Genomic DNA, 16,495 nt, shown 5'->3' on the forward strand with positions numbered 1-16,495 from the left:
AGAGGAGGTGTGCAAGCACTGAATTGAAGCCCCGGTAAACGGCGGCCGTAACTATAACGGTCCTAAGGTAGCGAAATTCCTTGTCGGGTAAGTTCCGACCTGCACGAATGGCGTAACGACTTCCCCACTGTCTCCAGCATCGACTCAGCGAAATTGAATTCCCCGTGAAGATGCGGGGTACCCGCGGTCAGACGGAAAGACCCTATGAACCTTTACTGCAGCTTTGCAGTGGCATCAGAGACATTCTGTGTAGGATAGGTCGGAGGCTTTGAAGCCCGGGCGCCAGCTCAGGTGGAGCCATCCTTGAAATACGACCCTGAATTTTTCTGATGTCTAACCGAGACCAGTAAGCCTGGTCCGGGACCCTGCATGGTGGGCAGTTTGACTGGGGCGGTCGCCTCCCAAAGTGTAACGGAGGCGCGCGATGGTGGGCTCAGGCCGGTCGGAAACCGGCTGTCGAGTGCAATGGCATAAGCCCGCCTGACTGTGAGAGTGACAGCTCGATCAGAGACGAAAGTCGGCCATAGTGATCCGGTGGTCCCACGTGGACGGGCCATCGCTCAACGGATAAAAGGTACTCTAGGGATAACAGGCTGATCTCCCCCAAGAGTCCACATCGACGGGGAGGTTTGGCACCTCGATGTCGGCTCATCACATCCTGGGGCTGGAGCAGGTCCCAAGGGTTCGGCTGTTCGCCGATTAAAGTGGTACGTGAGCTGGGTTTAGAACGTCGTGAGACAGTTCGGTCCCTATCTGCCGTGGGTGTAAGAGACTTGAGAGGATTTGTCCCTAGTACGAGAGGACCGGGATGAACATACCTCTGGTGCACCGGTTGTCACGCCAGTGGCACAGCCGGGTAGCTAAGTATGGACGGGATAACCGCTGAAAGCATCTAAGCGGGAAACCCACCTCAAAACTAGGTCTCATAGAGCCGTGAAAGACCATCACGTTGATAGGCCGGGTGTGAAAGTGCAGTAATGCATGCAGCTAACCGGTCCTAATCGCTCATACTTCTCACATCAAAACACATGCACAGAAATCAGCCACACTCTCTTCACACCGCACCAACCTCCACCCTCTCTCAAAAGACAGGGTGGGCTGGAAGACCTGGTGGCCATTGCGAGGGCCCTACACCCGATCCCATCCCGAACTCGGCCGTGAAATCCCTCAGCGCCTATGATACTGCACCTTAAGGTGCGGAAAAGTCGGTCGCCGCCAGGTCCCCCAGCCCACTCACATAACCCAAAAAACCAACATCAATCACACCACCGCGGGGTGGAGCAGCCCGGTAGCTCGTCAGGCTCATAACCTGAAGGCCGCAGGTTCAAATCCTGCCCCCGCAACCAATGTATCCTGCACCAAGAACTTACTAAGAACGCCAGCATCAGGGTGATGCATGGCGTTCTTCCTGTTTGACGCAAATCCCAGCATTGCAGGCCCATTCACCGAACCTGCTCTTTATTCCAAGGACTTCGAGCCTCCTTCATCTAAGGAAAATATTTTAGATTTCAGAATTATTCTGGCGTAGCGATGCTGCAAGCTTTCCACAGTGGAAACCAAGGGGTGAACCCGATGTTATGCGTCGTACAGTAGTCGAGCATTTCCTCGCTGGTACGATCGACAAGGTCGTAGCGGTTCTGGGCGGTCGCGACCTCAAAGAACCTCGATGCTGCCTTGATATTCTCAACGGACACCTCGCTCAGTCCCGCGTAACGAATCAGTTTCTGATCGATGAAGGACCGGATTGCATCGAACTATTCGTCCGCCGGGACTCTAGAATCAATGCGGTGCAACTGCCACAGGTCGATCTGTTCGACGCCCAGATTGCGCAGGCTCTTATGCACCTGCTGCAGTAGGTATCCGGTCGCTTTACGGGTTTCCAGATGTTTGGCTCTGAACAGATCAGGCCCCCCTTTGCTGCAATACGAGGCCCTTGAGGTAGGGATGTAGAGCTTCCCTGATCAACCATTCCGAGACGTCGGGTCCGTAGGAATCCGCCGTATCAATAAAATTGACGCCGAGTTCGGGAAGACGCTTCAGCGTGCGGATAGCTTCATCATGATCAACAGGCGGTCCCCATATGCCTTTGCCGGTGATGCGCATTGCACCAAAACCCAGACGGCTGATCTCGAGATCGCCGCCGATTTTGAACGTGTCGGATCGGGAAGCGCTGGAGGGTGAGTAAGTCATATTCCTCAGTTCCTTCATGACGGGATTGCCTCTGATGCCAGTATCTCGGCCAGCATAGAGATGTGTCAGCATCCGGACTTTCATACTGGCGGCGTGCTCGGCAGGCGCCTCGAACTGTCCGCGCCACTGAGTGAATGTGCTATCGCTCGCCGTTATGGGAAGAAGGATGATCGTAGAGCATAGTTTCTGATGGGCAGCGCTGATTTAATCATCGAGAACGTCACCACATGGTCCATGTCGATAGAAGCTGTTCACGGATAGGGCCGACATAGCCCATTTCAACACGGCGAATTGCCACCCACGCGATCACCGGGCTCACTGTCTTCAATCACGCAGCTTTGTACGCCCGGTAACCAGCATCCAAGGCGCTGAAATCACGGACCAGTCCCCCCATCGAAATCCGACGCGGCCGCGCCTACAGCATTGACCGTAATGCCCCGCTCACCCAGTTCTTTTGCCATATACAGCGAGATGACTTTGGTGGCGGCCTTTCTGGCTGAGATGCGGCGGTATGTTCTGGAACTCAATTTCCGCCCCAACTGCTCCATAATATTCACATGAAGCAGGGTCAGGGAGTTATAGATCGGTCAATCTGGAAAATTGTGACTTTAAGGCCTCTTTGCCTCATGCGCGCTAGTGTCTGTCTGACTGTGTTCGTCCGGACATCGTCGCGTTGGCATCCCACAATGTTAGAAGTGACGTAATGGCCGCATCCAATTGTGTTGATGTCGCCCCATCCCGAACTTCGCAGGTCATGCCATGGAGAAATGTCGTGAGAATATCGGGCAGGACTTTTGTGGCTGCGCAATCCTGCAGTTCACCGTGGGCAACGGCGCGTTCCACGCAGGTCCGGATCCCAGCTCGTGTCCGCTGCCGCTCGCTTCCAAGGAGGGCCTGAACAGGTTCGTTTTCGGGTGAACAATTGCTGGCGCCCGATACGACCAGACATCCGCAAGGGTGCGTCCGCGCCGCCTGCATACGCGCTGAGCCGCGCAGGGTTCGTTCGATTGCATCGCGCGATGACAGACTTTCGTCCCATAAGGGCGCCATAACCTGTCCATAGGTCGCCAGATAATGCTGCACGACTTCGCGGAACAGGGCTTCTTTGGAGCCGAACGCTGCGTAGAAACTCGCGGGCGAAATATTCCCCATGCAGGATTTTAGCTGCGTCAGGGACGTCGGTTCATATCCCTGTGCCCAGAAAAGCGCCGTGGCCGCATCAATCGCCTTGTCCCTGTCAAACTCACGGGGACGACCTGTCCGCGCCATGCTGCTGCTCCTTCTAAAAGACTTCCATATTAATCGATCCAGAAATAATTGCCAGAATTTTGCTACTCATATATATACCAACCGATCCATATATGAGTAGCCCATGATCCCGAAGACGACATCCCTCCGCAGGAACCCCGATGATGGACTGCCTGTAGCCAGTCTGCTCGCGCTGGCGATGACTGGCTTCATCTGCATCATGACCGAAACTCTTCCCGCTGGTCTGTTGCCCGAGATCGGGGCTGGCTTGCATATTTCCTCCGCATTGGCCGGCCAGATGGTCACAGCTTACGCTCTGGGCTCCCTGAGTGCCGCGATCCCGCTGACACTGGTCACACAGCGTTGGAGGCGAAGACGGGTTCTGCTGCTGGCGATCATCGGCTTTGTAGTCTTCAACTCCATTACGGCATTTTCGACGCATTACGACCTGACCCTCGTGGCGCGATATGGTGCAGGTGCAGCGGCAGGTCTCGCCTGGGCCTTGCTGGCAGGCTATGCGCGCAGGATGGTGACACGGGCCCAGCAGGGACGTGCTCTGGCCATCGCCATGGTCGGGACGCCGATTGCGCTCTCGTTGGGCGTTCCGGCGGGTACATGGCTGGGCGCGGCTGTTGGCTGGAGACTGGCCTTCGGGATCATGTCGGGCGCCACCCTGCTGCTAATCGTCTGGGTTCTGGCGAAAGTTCCTGATTTTCCGGGCCTTGCACATCACGAGCGTCTGCCGTTCGGGCATGTCCTGCGAACGCCAGGTGTACGGTCTGTCCTGAGCGTCGTGATGACATGGATGCTCGCGCACAATGTGCTGTACATCTATATCGTACCGTTCATCGCTCCTGCCCGACTGGCGGGGGAAGCCGATCGCATCCTCCTGCTCTTTGGTTTCGCCGCTCTTTTCGGCATCTGGCTAACCAGCCGTACGGTCGATCACGCTCTGCGTCTGTCGGTTCTGGCCAGCCTCGCAATCTTCGCCGTTGTCGCTGGCGTTTTTGCAATCGGATCTGCATCGCCTGTGGTGATCATGATCGGCGTCACGGTATGGGGCCTGACATTCGGTGGCGCTGCGACGTTACTTCAGACAGCCCTTGCGGACGCGGCCGGTGAAGGCGCGGATGTCGCCCTGTCGATGAACGTCGTCGCCTGGAATAGTGCCATAGCCGGTGGAGGAATTCTGGGCGGGGTGTTGCTTGAGACCTGGGGGGCTATGTCGTTCCCCTGGGCTGTAATGGGTCTCGCGCTTGCTGGACTCCTGATCGCATGGAAGGCCAGATCCCATGGATTCCGACCTGGGCACCGGCTCGGGCATGAGGCCGAAAACTAAAAGTTTGATGTGGGTGGATTGTGGATACGAGAGGCATCAGCCTTGCCAATATATCGGTCGCTATCCGGCCCGAGGACCGAGTAAAATGATACTCGTTCCGATCAAACAAATCAGACCGCCCGCGATATCCCAACGGTCGGGTCTCACGCCATCAACTGCCCACAACCAGAAGAGAGAAGCACAGACGTAAATGCCGCCGTAAGCCGCGTAGGCGCGTCCAGCTGCGTCACTGTCGACGCGGGTGAGAAGCAACGCGAACACGGTCAGAGAGACCATGCCTGGTGCGACCCACCATGCAGATTTGCCAAGGCGTAGCCACGCCCAAAATGCGAAGCAGCCGCCGATCTCCGCCAGCGCAGCACCGATATAGGCAAGAATGGTCATCATCAGTTGGCTCCGCAACAGGCTATGGCCAGCCTTGCCGTCCCCGACAAGTCGTCCACTATGGAGTAATCAGGCTCGGGCCTTTCCTACATTCTGTATCGCACGCTGTGACGAAGTGCGCGATGCTCATTTCCAGTCTCATCACAGAGACCTGGGCAGATTACCGAATTCAACTCCATAAAACCCTGAGTTCAAACGGCATCCGTTTGCAGAAAACGCCTGATGCTTTCCAGAACCTGCCATCGATTCTTTTCCATAACCACCATATGCGTTCCTTCTCCAATTTCGACCCAGCGTCGGTAAGGTGCGTTTTTAAAGCGAGGGAATAGATTCACCATTTGCGCGGTGGTTACACTCCTGTCCCACTCGGCATGGAGCAAAAGAACCGGGACTGTGATGTGTTCTGGCTCGTAGAAGGATTTTCCAGCAGACCAGTATTCGCGAATATCCTGTATCACGCCTGCTGGTGCACGGATGATACCATTCTGTTCTGCAGGGTCGCTGGCAAGCATGACCGTGCCCCATTGCTCGAACCATCCTGCAGGAAGAATCTCGCTGCGTTTGTCTTCCGGTACGCCGTCCAGCCAGTTTTTGTGGAATGCCGCGACATCGAACCGCCGATAAGCGTGAACAGGCCCGCCGGGATCCAGCAGAGCCACGCCTTTATTAATCCATTGCGGCGCTATGAGCGTCAGTTTTTCGACTTTATCGTTATTCGCGGCTGTATAAGCGCCTGTAACGGTACCGCCCCATGACATACCGATCAGGCACAGGCGAGGAAGACCGTGCTGGGTCAGGATATAATTGACGGCGGCTTCCAGGTCACGCACGGCAGTTTCAGTTCTGACCTGAGGAGGGGCGTCCTCCGGTGCGCCCTCCATGCCGGGTGGGCGTGTTGAACCTCCGAAGCCACGCACGTTGAGCGCGTAGACGTCAAACCCATCTTGAGCGAGGCTGTCCATAAACGTCCCATCGCCAACAGGAACGTCAAACAGACTCTCCGCTGGTAGTGTCGCACCGTGCATCAACAAAATGGTGCGCTCTGGACCAAATGACGGGATGTCCGTGCGTCGTTTATGACGCAGATGGAGTGAAATACCCGTAGTATCACTGGGGATATGCAGGTTTTCTGTATGAATATTGGTCATTTGATTTCTCCTGTATCGGGCTGTGCAAATTCCCATGAAAATCCGTTTTTGCGGCGTTTGACGTAACCTGCACTCGTTTCTGCAAAATGCGGCGTGAAACACAGGCTTCCACTTTCGGCGGCCTGTTCGAGCATCCATCGACGCGAGCGTTCTGCCGTTTCAATGAATTCGCAGTAAACGGAGCGCAGATCCGGGCGATAAACCTGAAGTGGATGATGCATGACATCTCCCGTGAACCAGGCTTCCTGCCCCTTCGACCTCAGGCGGATTGAGGCATGGTCGATGCTGTGCCCTGGGGTCGAATGAAAAGAGAGGCCTGCAAGGACTTCCTGACCGTCGATTGCGATAGGCTGTCCAAGCCCGGCTTCGATCACTGGAAGCATGCTGTCTTGATAGACACGGCGTAGTGGTCGATGGTCGGGAGGTCCCAAAATCTCAGGGGGCAGATCCGGCGCCGGATCAATACCGTCGTTGCTGGCGCCATAACGGGCTTCAATTTCCGAAAAATAATGACGTGCGTTCGGAAAAGTCGGCACCCATTTTCCGTCTCGTAAATGGGTATTCCATCCGACATGATCGGCGTGAATATGCGTGTGCAGTACAGTATCAATCTGTTCGGGCTGGACGCCTACAGCAGCAAGACGTGCAAGAAACGGCGTATGCAGATGATCAAGTGCTGGTGCGGCTGGTAAGGGCTTATCATTACCGGTCGCGGTATCGATCAGGACCGTGGTGCCCGGCAATTGGACGAGCCATGCGTGGGTTCCTTGCGCAAGTCTACCGGTGGTGCTGTTAAAGGAGCCGGGCGTTAAGGACGAACCAAACGTCGCCAGCGCCTCAGGATCCATATCCGGATACAGTTTTCCGGGATCAGCATTGTCCCAGTGCAGTTCCTGGATACGCGTAATGCGGGCGTCTCCAACGTGAAAAGCTTCTGTCATTTCAGCCCCAATGCAATTGTTTTGCGTTGCATCTAGAGCTAGGGTGCATCCGATCATCATACAAATCGATTTGACGCATGAAGCCTATTGATCATTTCAATCTTCGATCCTTTGACCTCAATCTGCTGATCGCCTTTGATGCCCTTGTGTCAGAACGCAGCGTCACGAAGGCTGCGCACCGTTTGCGTATTCAGCAACCGGCAATGAGCCATGCTCTGGCAACGCTGAGAATACTTCTGGCAGATGAGGTGCTGGTAAGGACGGGTGCCGTCATGCTGCCGACCGCCAAAGCAGTCGCCATGGCTCCGCGTGTTGCTGAGATGTTGAGGCAGGTTCAAGTCATTCTGACAGCCGAGGACCGGTTTAACCCGGAGACAGAGAAACGAATTTTCCGTTTTGGATTTTCATCCGAACTCGAAGTCTTCTTAATGCCCAGACTGACGTCTTATCTACAAAGCCATGCGCCGGGGATACAACTGCTGTCACGAGGCTCGCCGCGTAGCGAAGTTCATACGTTGCTGGACACTGGTGCGCTGGACATTGCGGTTGGGTGTTTTGATTTCGGGATGGAGCGTCACTGTGGCGTGCCACTGTATGAACAAACGCTTGCCTGCTGCTTCAACCCTGATCTGATTGATCCGGACGCTCCACTCACGATTGAACGCTATCTTACATTGCCGCATGCGCTCATGACGTTGAAGGACGACATTCAGGGCTGTTTGTCTGAGGCTCTGGGGCGGATCGGTCAGAAACTTAATGTCGTTCTGGCCGCATCAGATTTCCTGACTGCGCTGGCCACAGCCGCGACTGCGCCGGTTCTGGCGACACTGCCCAGTCGTATCGCGCATCAGCATGCAGAACATTTCGGTTTGACGTTACGACCCGTACCGTTGGATCTGCGAATTCCTGCTGTTTCAATGGTCTGGTCTGTTCGCAGCGATCGCGACCCTGCTGCCATGTGGCTGCGTAACGTCGTGACGTCGCTATTAAAAAATGACATCCAGACTTCCAGCGTCTTTCTGTAAAAAAACATAGCTGCTCTTTTGCAACCATACCCTGCAATTTTTTCTGTTGTACGGAGTATCTCTGTTATTCTGGTCTTTTCAGGCTTGGTAACCCCGTGCCGGAAGCTGTAAAATCCGGCATAGCTTCTCGGTTGCTCACTCGTACCGTTCCATCTGCTTTCCGCTAGCAGGAAAGTCCATTATCCGAAGACTATTGCTATGTTCGGCGACTATACCCGGGAGGCACACCGACAATCCGTTTGTAGGCACGGCTAAAGGCTGCCTGAGACGTATATCCTAGCCGATCGGCCACTCTCTCAATGGAAATTTTGTCGTAAGCAAGCCAGGTTCGGGCAATGCGCATCCGTAACTCACCAGCATAACGCAAAGGGGTAACACCTATCGTTTCCTGGAAGCGCTTTGCAAAGACGGAGCGCGAAAGACCGCTTTCAGCGGCCAGCTCCGCCACACTCCAGTCACGTCCAGGTTGTCGATGGAGGGCAAGAATGGCGCGTGACAATCTCGGTTCCCGCAAGGCTGTTACAAAAGCGGAACTATTACCGCAACCGCATTCGACCCAGCCCCGAACGATGACAGTCATCACAACATCCGCCAGACGCGCAAGAATACCAGCATCTCCCACGCGTCCGCTGCAGGCTTCCTGTTCCATGGCTGTTAAAATCGGCATAAGTTCGAGGTAACGCTGGCTCGTAGCATCAATCTTTATGATCTCGGGCATCAGAGGCACAAGCCCTTGCAGACCGCCAAGGTCGAACTCCATGCAGCCACTGAAAAAGATGGACTGCGGTTCAGGGGTTGTCACGGCATACAAGGTCTCGCTGAGAGGAGCGACATCGTAATGCTCGATATCCTGAACTGAAGCCGTCGGATCGGAGACGATTTGATGAGCGCTCCCTTGCGGCAAAAACACTGCATTTCCCGCCGCGAGCGTCTCACGAACTCCGTCTTCGGTTCGAAGCTCTGCCGTCCCAGTCGCCATAAAATGGAAATAGGCGCAACCGGTTTTTTCTCTGAACGCAAAACCAAAAGACGGACCCACATGGATGCGACGGTATTGAAGACCGCGCAAACGCATTCCGAGAAGAAGCTCACTCATGAGGTCGGAGGACGGAGAAACCTGATCCAACATCAAAAAATTCCGGCTTTAGGATCAAAAAAAACGGATTTCCAATCATAGATCGTCCCGATCGATCTGCCTAGCCTGTGACGTAATGGCAATCTTGAGGACATTTTTATGAGTGACGCATTTCTGGACCCAGTCTCTGCTGAGTCCGGCGTTATCGAAGCGAAGGAGGTTACGTCTCCTGCATGGATGGCGGTCTTTTCGCTAACCATGGGGGTTTTCGGACTTCTGACAGCGGAATATCTGCCCGCAAGCCTTTTGACCCCCATGGCAGCCGGGTTAGGCGTCTCAGAGGCGCTGGCAGGACAGGCGGTTACTGTAACAGCGGTGATCGCCATGTTCTCGGGATTGCTGACAGCAAGCCTGACGCAGAAGATCGATCGCCGCGTTGTGCTCCTCGCGTTCAGTCTGTTGATGATTGCTTCCAATCTGCTGGCAGCTCTTTCAACGAGTCTCACCTTCCTTCTTGCAATGCGTGTTCTGCTGGGTGTTGCGCTGGGCGGGTTCTGGAGCATGGCGGCTGCCGTAGCGATGCGCCTTGTTCCAGCAGCACTTCTGCCACGGGCCCTTTCGATCATTTTCAGCGGTATTTCGGTGGCAACTGTCGTCGCCGTACCCTTTGGCAGTTATCTCGGCGGGTTATACGGTTGGAGAAGCGCCTTTTTTGCTGCCGCAGCGCTCGGGGCTGTGACGTTGCTCTTCCAGTTCCTGACACTTCCGCCTCTGGCACCGCAGCGTCCGGCTAAGCTGAGTACCATTCTGGGAATCCTGCGCAGGCCGGGGATCGGCGTGGGCATGTTGTGCTGCACCTTTGTCCATACGGGGCAGTACGCCTTGTTCACCTACATCCGGCCCGTGCTGGAAAGTGTGATGGTGATTAACGTCAGCGGTCTGGCATTGGTGTTGCTGGCATTTGGGATCGCAAACTTCGTTGGAACACTGGTTGCCGGATGGGTACTGGAACGTAGCCTACGCGCTACGCTCATCGTCATGCCGGTTCTGATCGGCGGAGCAAGTCTGGGTCTGATCCTGCTGCCTACTGGAACAACCGGTCAGGTGCTGCTGGTGATCCTATGGGGGATGGCTTTTGGTGGTGTTCCTGTAGCGTGGTCTAACTGGGTCGCACATGCCGTGCCGGATCAGGCAGAAAGCGCAGGCGGAATGGTCGTCGTGTCCGTACAGTCTGCCATCGCTACTGGTGCGGCTGTCGGAGGCGTGATGTTCAGTATTGGCGGTGTGATAGGGGTATTTAGTGTAGCCAGCGCCATCCTTCTACTTTCGGCACTACTAATTGCCCTTCGGGTCAGGGTCCGGCCGCATTGATCTGAGTACGGCAATCTGTTTGGCGATCCTCGCGAACAGAGAGTCAATTCTGTCTTGGCAATCAACTTCAACGACACTCCCGTAAGCATCGCTTCGGGAGTGTTTTTTTGATGTTGTAAAGTGGCTAGCGGATTTTGAGAAGGCTCTGTCCCATTCAGACAGAAGCAAGGGCGGGTGTCCGCCATGGCGTTGCTGAACAACCTATTCGACAAACAGAAGAAGTATCTGATCGATGCTCGCCTTCCCTTCATGCGATTTCTGTTCTTGGAGCGAATATTATCACCAAAAGACCACCAACGCCCGTCCGTTAACGCCTTAATCAGGGCATAACGGCTTTAGTTAACGGTTCTTTGATTCCCTCACACCCTCGACTTTTCAAGCAACGTCGTAACGCGTGTCAGAAAAATTTCGTTTTTTAGACGGTGTTCATGATGAAATTCAGTAAAGCGAAAAATCTGCTACACTACGAGGAAAGTGTTTTTCGTGGTGTGAGTGGAATGCCCTTTTTTAAAAGACTAAAGTCGCGTTGAGAATGCTGTGAATAAATCTGTAGGCTATTGAATAATATTGACATTAATGATTTTAATAAGTGTGGAGTAATTGAATTGATAAAAAATAGTAATAAACGGATTTTTTTCGCTACATTATCATTGGTGTTGTCAGGATGTGCGACATCGGAATTGGACACAGCCCCCGCTAGCCCTGATCAGCCGTGGCAACCCAATGTTACTGCCGGGGGGGTGATCATTCCTGGAAAAGAAAAAAAATTATCTAAACTATCTTTTCCTGCAAAATACACACTTCCCTCAAATCCAAATGCAGTTATTCAGGGGGAAGCGCCACTGCTTAATGATCAAAAAAAAGATTCATATACTCTGGCAGACCTGATTGATGTTGCGCAGTCCTCTAATCCGCAAACAAGAAAAGCATGGAATACTGCACGAGATGCGGCGCTGGCCGTTGGAATTATTAAAAGTACTTATCTTCCCACGTTAACGGCAACTGTTGTAGGAGGATGGTCTCGAGCGAAAAGCCAAACTACGGATGCATCGTTTGACGCAGACAACTATGGCTCAATTGGCATCAATGGCAACCCAAAGCGGCGCAGTTCAGGGTCTGCGGAAGTTCAGACAGTAGGTCTGCGATGGTTGTTATTTGATTTTGGTCGGAGAGAATCCCTTATTAGTGCTGCGCGTCAGGCTCAATTGGCAACTAATGTTCTTTTCACGGGTGTGCATCAGAAAATCATCTATGGCGTTACAACTGCTTTCTATACACATGCTGCAGCCTCTACTCGCGTGCAACTCTTACAGACATCGCTGGAAAATGCAGAACACGTGCAAGCCGCGGCAGAGGCAAGGCTGAAACAGGGGCAAGGAACAATCATGGATGTCACACAGGCACGACAGGTGACCGCACAGGTCAATCTGCGTCTTGTGCAAGCTCAAGGAGAAGAACAGAATACTTATCTGGCGTTACTTAATAATATGGGAGTTTCGACGGAATCCCGTATCAATCTTGAAGACGTATCGGGTCGTTCCCTGTCTTTGGAAGATGTTCGTTTAAGTGACGAAGTGGTCAAAGCAGCGGTTGGACGTCGTCCGGATGTATTGGCTGCTTATGCAGCAATGCGTTCTGCGCAAAGTCGTATTTCTGCAGCGCGAGCGGCATTTCTTCCAAGCATCTTTATGACAGGCAACGTGGCGTACTCAACAGGGCGAACCAATCTGACTTCCATACCGAGTGCCAGTGATAGTGTATCTCCAACTCTTAATCTTTCAGGAAACCGTTTCAGTACGTTGATTCTTGGCGGTATCAGTGTCCCTATTTTTGACGGTGGTTTGCGTTCTGCCATTGTCAAACGCGCACAAGATCAGGAAGACAGTGCAGAAGCCACTCTTCGACAGACAGTCAATGGTGCAGTCCAGCAGATTGTTCTGGCGGAGAATGCCCTGCATACAAGCCTTCAAGCTTACGACGCGGCATCCAAACTCCGTGTGGCCTCGCAGACGAACTTTGATGCAGCTTTGTTATCGTACCGCTCGGGAACGGGGTCAGTGACACAAACGGAGTTGGCGCAGAACGGGCTTCTTGACGCTAATCTCAGTCGTTCAGATGCTTATTACGCTGCTTTGATTGCTGCTGCGGGGTTGGCCTTTGGGACAGGTTCTTTGGGTTGAAAAAGGTAACCTCCAGCTTCCAGAGAGCTGCGTGATTTTCTGTATGATGCTCGATCAAAAAGATAATTAATGGCTGACGTTCAGTTCTGGAGATTGCTTGTATGAGACTGCCGGATTTCGAGGCTTGGGCCATTTTTGCCAAAGTGGCCGAACGCGGTTCTTTCGTGCGCGCTGCCGAAGAGCTTCAGCTTTCCAAACCGACGATCTCGAAAGCCATCAGTCGTCTGGAGCAGTCTCTGGGGGTGGCGCTGTTCAGCCGGAATTCCCGTCAGATGTCCGTAACGGAAACAGGTCGCATGCTGCTGGGACATGCAAACCGGATACTTGCTGAGGCAGAAGCAGCTGAAAGTGAAGCCCGTGGAGGCACCCATCGGCCTTCAGGCCTGATCCGGGTCGCTGCGCCCATGACGTTCGGAATCAGGCATCTCTCGCCCGTACTCCCGGCCTTTCTGGAGCGATATCCGGATATCGACATCACTGTGGATTTCAGCGATTCCCTCGTTGACCTTGTGGCTGAAGGGTATGATCTGGCTTTGAGGATTGCATCTCTGGCCGATTCATCCCTGCGTGCCCGGCATCTCTGTGGAGTTCGGCTGCTTCTGGTTGCAACCCCGAAGTACCTGGATCGTATCGGGCGTCCGACGCATCCTCGTGACCTCGAAGAGCAGAAAAGCTTCGTTTATACGAATATATCCGCTCCCGGTACGTTGCGCTTTACGTCCACAAAAACCGGTGAGGATTATGTGCTGTCCCAGGCCTCACGTTTTAGGGCCAATAATGCGGAGGCTTTTCTGCCAGCACTGGAAGCGCATCTGGGATTTGGCCTGTTTCCCGAATTCATGGTCTGGGATGGCATGCAGGATGGACGGTTCGAACAGATCCTGCCGGACTGGGATGCCGCGAGCATTGCGCTTTATCTCGTGACATCCAGCAGTACGCTCCGCCCCTTCCGGGTCAACGCCTTGATGGATCACCTGATCTCGGCGTTTGAACATCCGCCCTGGGCCAACACGACTGCATGAAGTTCGACCAGATAAGACTATGGGCTTATCGACGCAGAGCATCCACAGAGAAGCGACCGGCTCCAGAGGCCGCGAGGGCGAGAAGACCGCCTGCGATACTGAAATTCTTGTAGAAATGAATCCACATATCGTATCGAGCCATGCCGTCGAACGTCCAGTAATGATGACCGATGAACGCTGTGACGATCGTATAGATAGCGAGAAGAATGGAGAGCGGTCTCGTTAGAAAACCGGCGATAAGTGCCAGACCGATACCGAGTTCGGTGACGATGGCAATAATAGCAGACACTGTCGGAACCGGGGCACCCGTGCTGGCCATATATCCTACGGTTCCTTCAAAGCCCGTCAGTTTGCTCCACCCCATCAGGACGAACAGAAGGGCGAGAAGAATGCGTGAGGCAAGAAGAGCCTGATCGCGTGGAAAGGACATGTTCATCGGTTTGTCTTTCGTATTTGAAAGTATCTGACATTCAGCCGGAGGCTTGCTGTTCTGCGCTCCTAGGCCGTTGATGTCTGTTTTACCGTTGCCTCAGAAATCAATAAATGGAAACTATAGAAACTGTATGTTTCTATAGTTTAGCCGGATGAGCCAGAGAAACCACGCCCACCCAGCTCGTCGGAGAACGCAGTACAGAACACTGTCACGGACGGGTCGGTGCTTCTGACGTCTGGCTTGCGGTGACATCGATGGTCACACCCACCTGAAGCGCAACCCACTGTCCGGTGGCCCACGGGCCCTGACCAATGCCGAAAGCGGAGCGGATCAGATCAAGATGACCTTTGGCGTGAGCTGTCTGGCCGTTGATGTCGAGAGTGAAAGGCAGGGTCTCGGGCCTGCTGACACCACGGATCGTCAGCGTTCCAACAGCTTCGTATGCATTACCGCCTTTGGCCCGGAAGCTGCGGGCTTCAAACGTCGCAGTCGGGAAGCGGGCTACATTGAACCAGTCACTTCCTGGCATGGCTCCATCACGCTGTTTGTCCGTTGTCGTGGCGCTTGCAATATCGATCGTGATTTTCGCATGCCCCTCTTCGGGATGAGCCGGATCGAAAGAGATGGTTCCGTCGAATTTTCCGAAATGTCCCGTAAAGGCATGTCCGGTCTGTGTTCCCGAAAAATCGATCGTGCTGTGAGCCGGATCAATCGTCCAGTCTGCGGCGAAAACAGGTGTCGCGCCCAGAAAGCTCATGGCGAACGCTGAAAAGGCTGCTTTTTTAAGGAAAGCCATGATGTCAGTCTCCGTGTCTGGGAACAGACTTTCTGCCAATGGCAGGAAGCATCTGTCGCAGGGTGTTATCGTTCAAAACGACATGGTGACGCAGGGCAGCGGCGATGTGCAGAACAATCAACGCCAGCAGAAACCAGCCGCCCCAATGATGAACCGCTTTTAGTGCGGTTTCGACGGGGGCTTTATTCTGCAACGTTGAAAGCACTGGCAGATCGGGCCAGAGGATGGTGCCGTACAGAAGGGTTGGAATCCCCAGAGCGGACACCGACACCATGGCCCATCCGCTCAGCGGCATGAATATTTGCAGGCCGTATAAAGCTGCATGCGTCAGATGGGCCGCCATGCGCTCGAACCCCTTCATGTCACCGGGAAGCTCTGGCGGCCTGTGCGTCAGGCGCCAGACAACCCGCAGGGCAATAAGAACCATGACCGTAATACCGATCGACTTGTGAAGCTGGTACAGCTGAAAAACACGCATCGGATCAAGAGACAGATGATCCATGACCAGCCCCATGACGATCAGGGGCAGGATTCCCGCAGCGATCAACCAGTGAAGGATGATCGCCACGCCCGTATATCGCGTGATCCCGCGGCTCTGCTTTGCGGGCGCAGCCATGGACTCAGCCCTGCTTTTCGAAAGCGCCGGCAATCCGCAACTGCACGGCATCGCTGACATATGGGACATACATCTTCACACCAAAATCGCTGCGCTTGATGGTGCCTGTGGCTTCAAAACCGGCTGTGTATTTCTTGTCGAGCGCGTTCACACCTGCACCGATGAAATGAACCATCAGCGTCTCGGGCTTCGTAACACCATGCAGTGTCAGATTACCGGTCACGATGGCATCGGCCTTGCCTGTGCGACGGACGGAGGTGGATTCAAACGTGGCGTTCGGATACTGCGCCGTGTTGAACCACTGGTCGCCCTTGAGTTCTTCGGTCAGCTTGGCGCTGGTCGTCTGAACCGATCCAACCGGAATGCTCACGGAAAGATGGGATTTAGCCGGATTTTTGTCGTTGAGGTCCAGCGTGCCGGAAACGTCGGAAAAGACGCCCTGATAGTTCGTGAACCCAAAATGCAGAACGGAAAAGCCAACCTGAGTGTGGCTAGGTTCGACGTCATAGGTGCCGGACTGTACCTGTTCCGGGGCCGTGACGACCTGAGCTGCTGCCGGATGCGGAATGACGGATGCAAACGTCAGGGCGGTAAGGGAAAGCAGAAAGAAAGAGGATTTCATGTCGGGTTCTCTGGTCAGAATGAAAAAGCAGGGACGGAGAGACAGGCCCTGAAAGAACCTGTCGTGCATCCTTGTTGACCAGAAAATTAAGTGAGAATTTTCAAG

Annotated in this window: 14 protein-coding genes, 1 tRNA gene, 2 rRNA genes and 2 pseudogenes (1 of these 19 running past the window's edge); 8 read left to right on the plus strand and 11 right to left on the minus strand. The window is 54.1% G+C overall.

The window, feature by feature from the left end; genetic code table 11:
• The 3 genes from ABDK74_RS11160 to ABDK74_RS11170 all read left to right on the plus strand — a co-directional run.
• Positions 1-1,021 (plus strand): 23S ribosomal RNA (locus ABDK74_RS11160); it begins 1,716 nt to the left of the window's first position.
• An 85-nt stretch (positions 1,022-1,106) separates the two neighbouring features.
• Positions 1,107-1,221, plus strand: a 5S ribosomal RNA gene (gene rrf, locus ABDK74_RS11165).
• 48 nt (positions 1,222-1,269) lie between these two features.
• Positions 1,270-1,346: transfer RNA gene (locus ABDK74_RS11170), tRNA-Met, on the plus strand.
• 201 nt (positions 1,347-1,547) lie between these two features.
• Here the strand turns inward: ABDK74_RS11170 and ABDK74_RS11175 are convergent.
• From ABDK74_RS11175 to ABDK74_RS11190, 3 genes and pseudogenes are all read right to left on the minus strand, one after another.
• Positions 1,548-2,190 (minus strand): annotated as a pseudogene (locus ABDK74_RS11175) (aldo/keto reductase); the annotation flags it as partial.
• 386 nt (positions 2,191-2,576) lie between these two features.
• Positions 2,577-2,690: pseudogene (locus ABDK74_RS11185) on the minus strand (3-oxoacyl-ACP reductase); the annotation flags it as partial.
• Positions 2,691-2,823: 133 nt separating this feature from the next.
• Positions 2,824-3,459 carry a TetR/AcrR family transcriptional regulator gene (locus ABDK74_RS11190; protein WP_346003849.1) on the minus strand — a complete coding sequence of 212 codons (636 nt, stop codon included), beginning with the start codon at positions 3,457-3,459 and terminating at the stop codon, positions 2,824-2,826.
• A gap of 103 nt (positions 3,460-3,562) precedes the next feature.
• On the opposite strand from ABDK74_RS11190, the gene ABDK74_RS11195 reads away from it, so the two are divergent.
• Entirely contained in the window at positions 3,563-4,777 is a 1,215-nt protein-coding gene (locus ABDK74_RS11195; RefSeq protein ID WP_346003850.1) for an MFS transporter, read from the plus strand.
• 60 nt (positions 4,778-4,837) lie between these two features.
• Here ABDK74_RS11195 and ABDK74_RS11200 read toward each other — a convergent pair whose 3' ends face one another.
• The 3 genes from ABDK74_RS11200 to ABDK74_RS11210 form a co-directional block, all read right to left on the minus strand.
• Complete coding sequence (locus tag ABDK74_RS11200) at positions 4,838-5,164, minus strand: YnfA family protein (protein ID WP_194256139.1); 327 nt, start codon at positions 5,162-5,164, stop codon at positions 4,838-4,840.
• A gap of 188 nt (positions 5,165-5,352) precedes the next feature.
• A complete protein-coding gene (locus ABDK74_RS11205) occupies positions 5,353-6,309 on the minus strand; it encodes an alpha/beta hydrolase (RefSeq protein ID WP_194256140.1) in 957 nt (318 codons plus the stop codon).
• Entirely contained in the window at positions 6,306-7,250 is a 945-nt protein-coding gene (locus ABDK74_RS11210; RefSeq protein ID WP_346003851.1) for an MBL fold metallo-hydrolase, read from the minus strand. Before ABDK74_RS11210 ends, ABDK74_RS11205 begins: the two co-directional genes overlap by 4 nt.
• A 77-nt stretch (positions 7,251-7,327) precedes the next feature.
• Here ABDK74_RS11210 and ABDK74_RS11215 point away from each other — a divergent pair, with 77 nt between their 5' ends.
• Positions 7,328-8,275 (plus strand): LysR family transcriptional regulator, encoded by a 948-nt coding sequence (locus ABDK74_RS11215; protein ID WP_346003852.1) that lies wholly within the window; start codon positions 7,328-7,330, stop codon positions 8,273-8,275.
• 196 nt (positions 8,276-8,471) lie between these two features.
• Here the strand turns inward: ABDK74_RS11215 and ABDK74_RS11220 are convergent, their stop codons facing one another.
• On the minus strand, positions 8,472-9,404 hold the full coding sequence (locus tag ABDK74_RS11220) for an AraC family transcriptional regulator (protein WP_346003853.1): 933 nt from the start codon (positions 9,402-9,404) through the stop codon (positions 8,472-8,474).
• Positions 9,405-9,509: 105 nt separating this feature from the next.
• Between ABDK74_RS11220 and ABDK74_RS11225 the strand changes: the two genes are divergently transcribed.
• The 3 genes from ABDK74_RS11225 (at position 9,510) to ABDK74_RS11235 (ending at position 13,923) form a co-directional block, all read left to right on the plus strand.
• On the plus strand, positions 9,510-10,721 hold the full coding sequence (locus ABDK74_RS11225; RefSeq protein WP_346003854.1) for an MFS transporter: 1,212 nt from the start codon (positions 9,510-9,512) through the stop codon (positions 10,719-10,721).
• 608 nt (positions 10,722-11,329) lie between these two features.
• Entirely contained in the window at positions 11,330-12,901 is a 1,572-nt protein-coding gene (locus ABDK74_RS11230; RefSeq protein WP_346004218.1) for a TolC family protein, read from the plus strand.
• A 101-nt stretch (positions 12,902-13,002) separates the two neighbouring features.
• A complete protein-coding gene (locus ABDK74_RS11235) occupies positions 13,003-13,923 on the plus strand; it encodes a LysR family transcriptional regulator (protein WP_346003855.1) in 921 nt (306 codons plus the stop codon).
• A gap of 25 nt (positions 13,924-13,948) precedes the next feature.
• Here the strand turns inward: ABDK74_RS11235 and ABDK74_RS11240 are convergent, their stop codons facing one another.
• The 4 genes from ABDK74_RS11240 to ABDK74_RS11255 form a co-directional block, all read right to left on the minus strand.
• A complete protein-coding gene (locus tag ABDK74_RS11240; protein ID WP_194256145.1) occupies positions 13,949-14,359 on the minus strand; it encodes a DoxX family protein in 411 nt (136 codons plus the stop codon).
• A gap of 205 nt (positions 14,360-14,564) precedes the next feature.
• Positions 14,565-15,152: a YceI family protein gene (locus ABDK74_RS11245; RefSeq protein WP_346003856.1), complete on the minus strand. Its 588-nt coding sequence runs from the start codon at positions 15,150-15,152 to the stop codon at positions 14,565-14,567.
• Positions 15,153-15,156: 4 nt separating this feature from the next.
• Entirely contained in the window at positions 15,157-15,768 is a 612-nt protein-coding gene (locus tag ABDK74_RS11250; RefSeq protein ID WP_346003857.1) for a cytochrome b, read from the minus strand.
• Positions 15,769-15,772: 4 nt separating this feature from the next.
• Entirely contained in the window at positions 15,773-16,390 is a 618-nt protein-coding gene (locus ABDK74_RS11255; RefSeq protein WP_346003858.1) for a YceI family protein, read from the minus strand.
• Positions 16,391-16,495: the final 105 nt, after the last annotated feature.

The sequence above is a fragment of the Gluconobacter sp. OJB genome, from assembly GCF_039638275.1.
Taxonomy (GTDB): Bacteria; Pseudomonadota; Alphaproteobacteria; order Acetobacterales; family Acetobacteraceae; genus Gluconobacter; species Gluconobacter cerevisiae.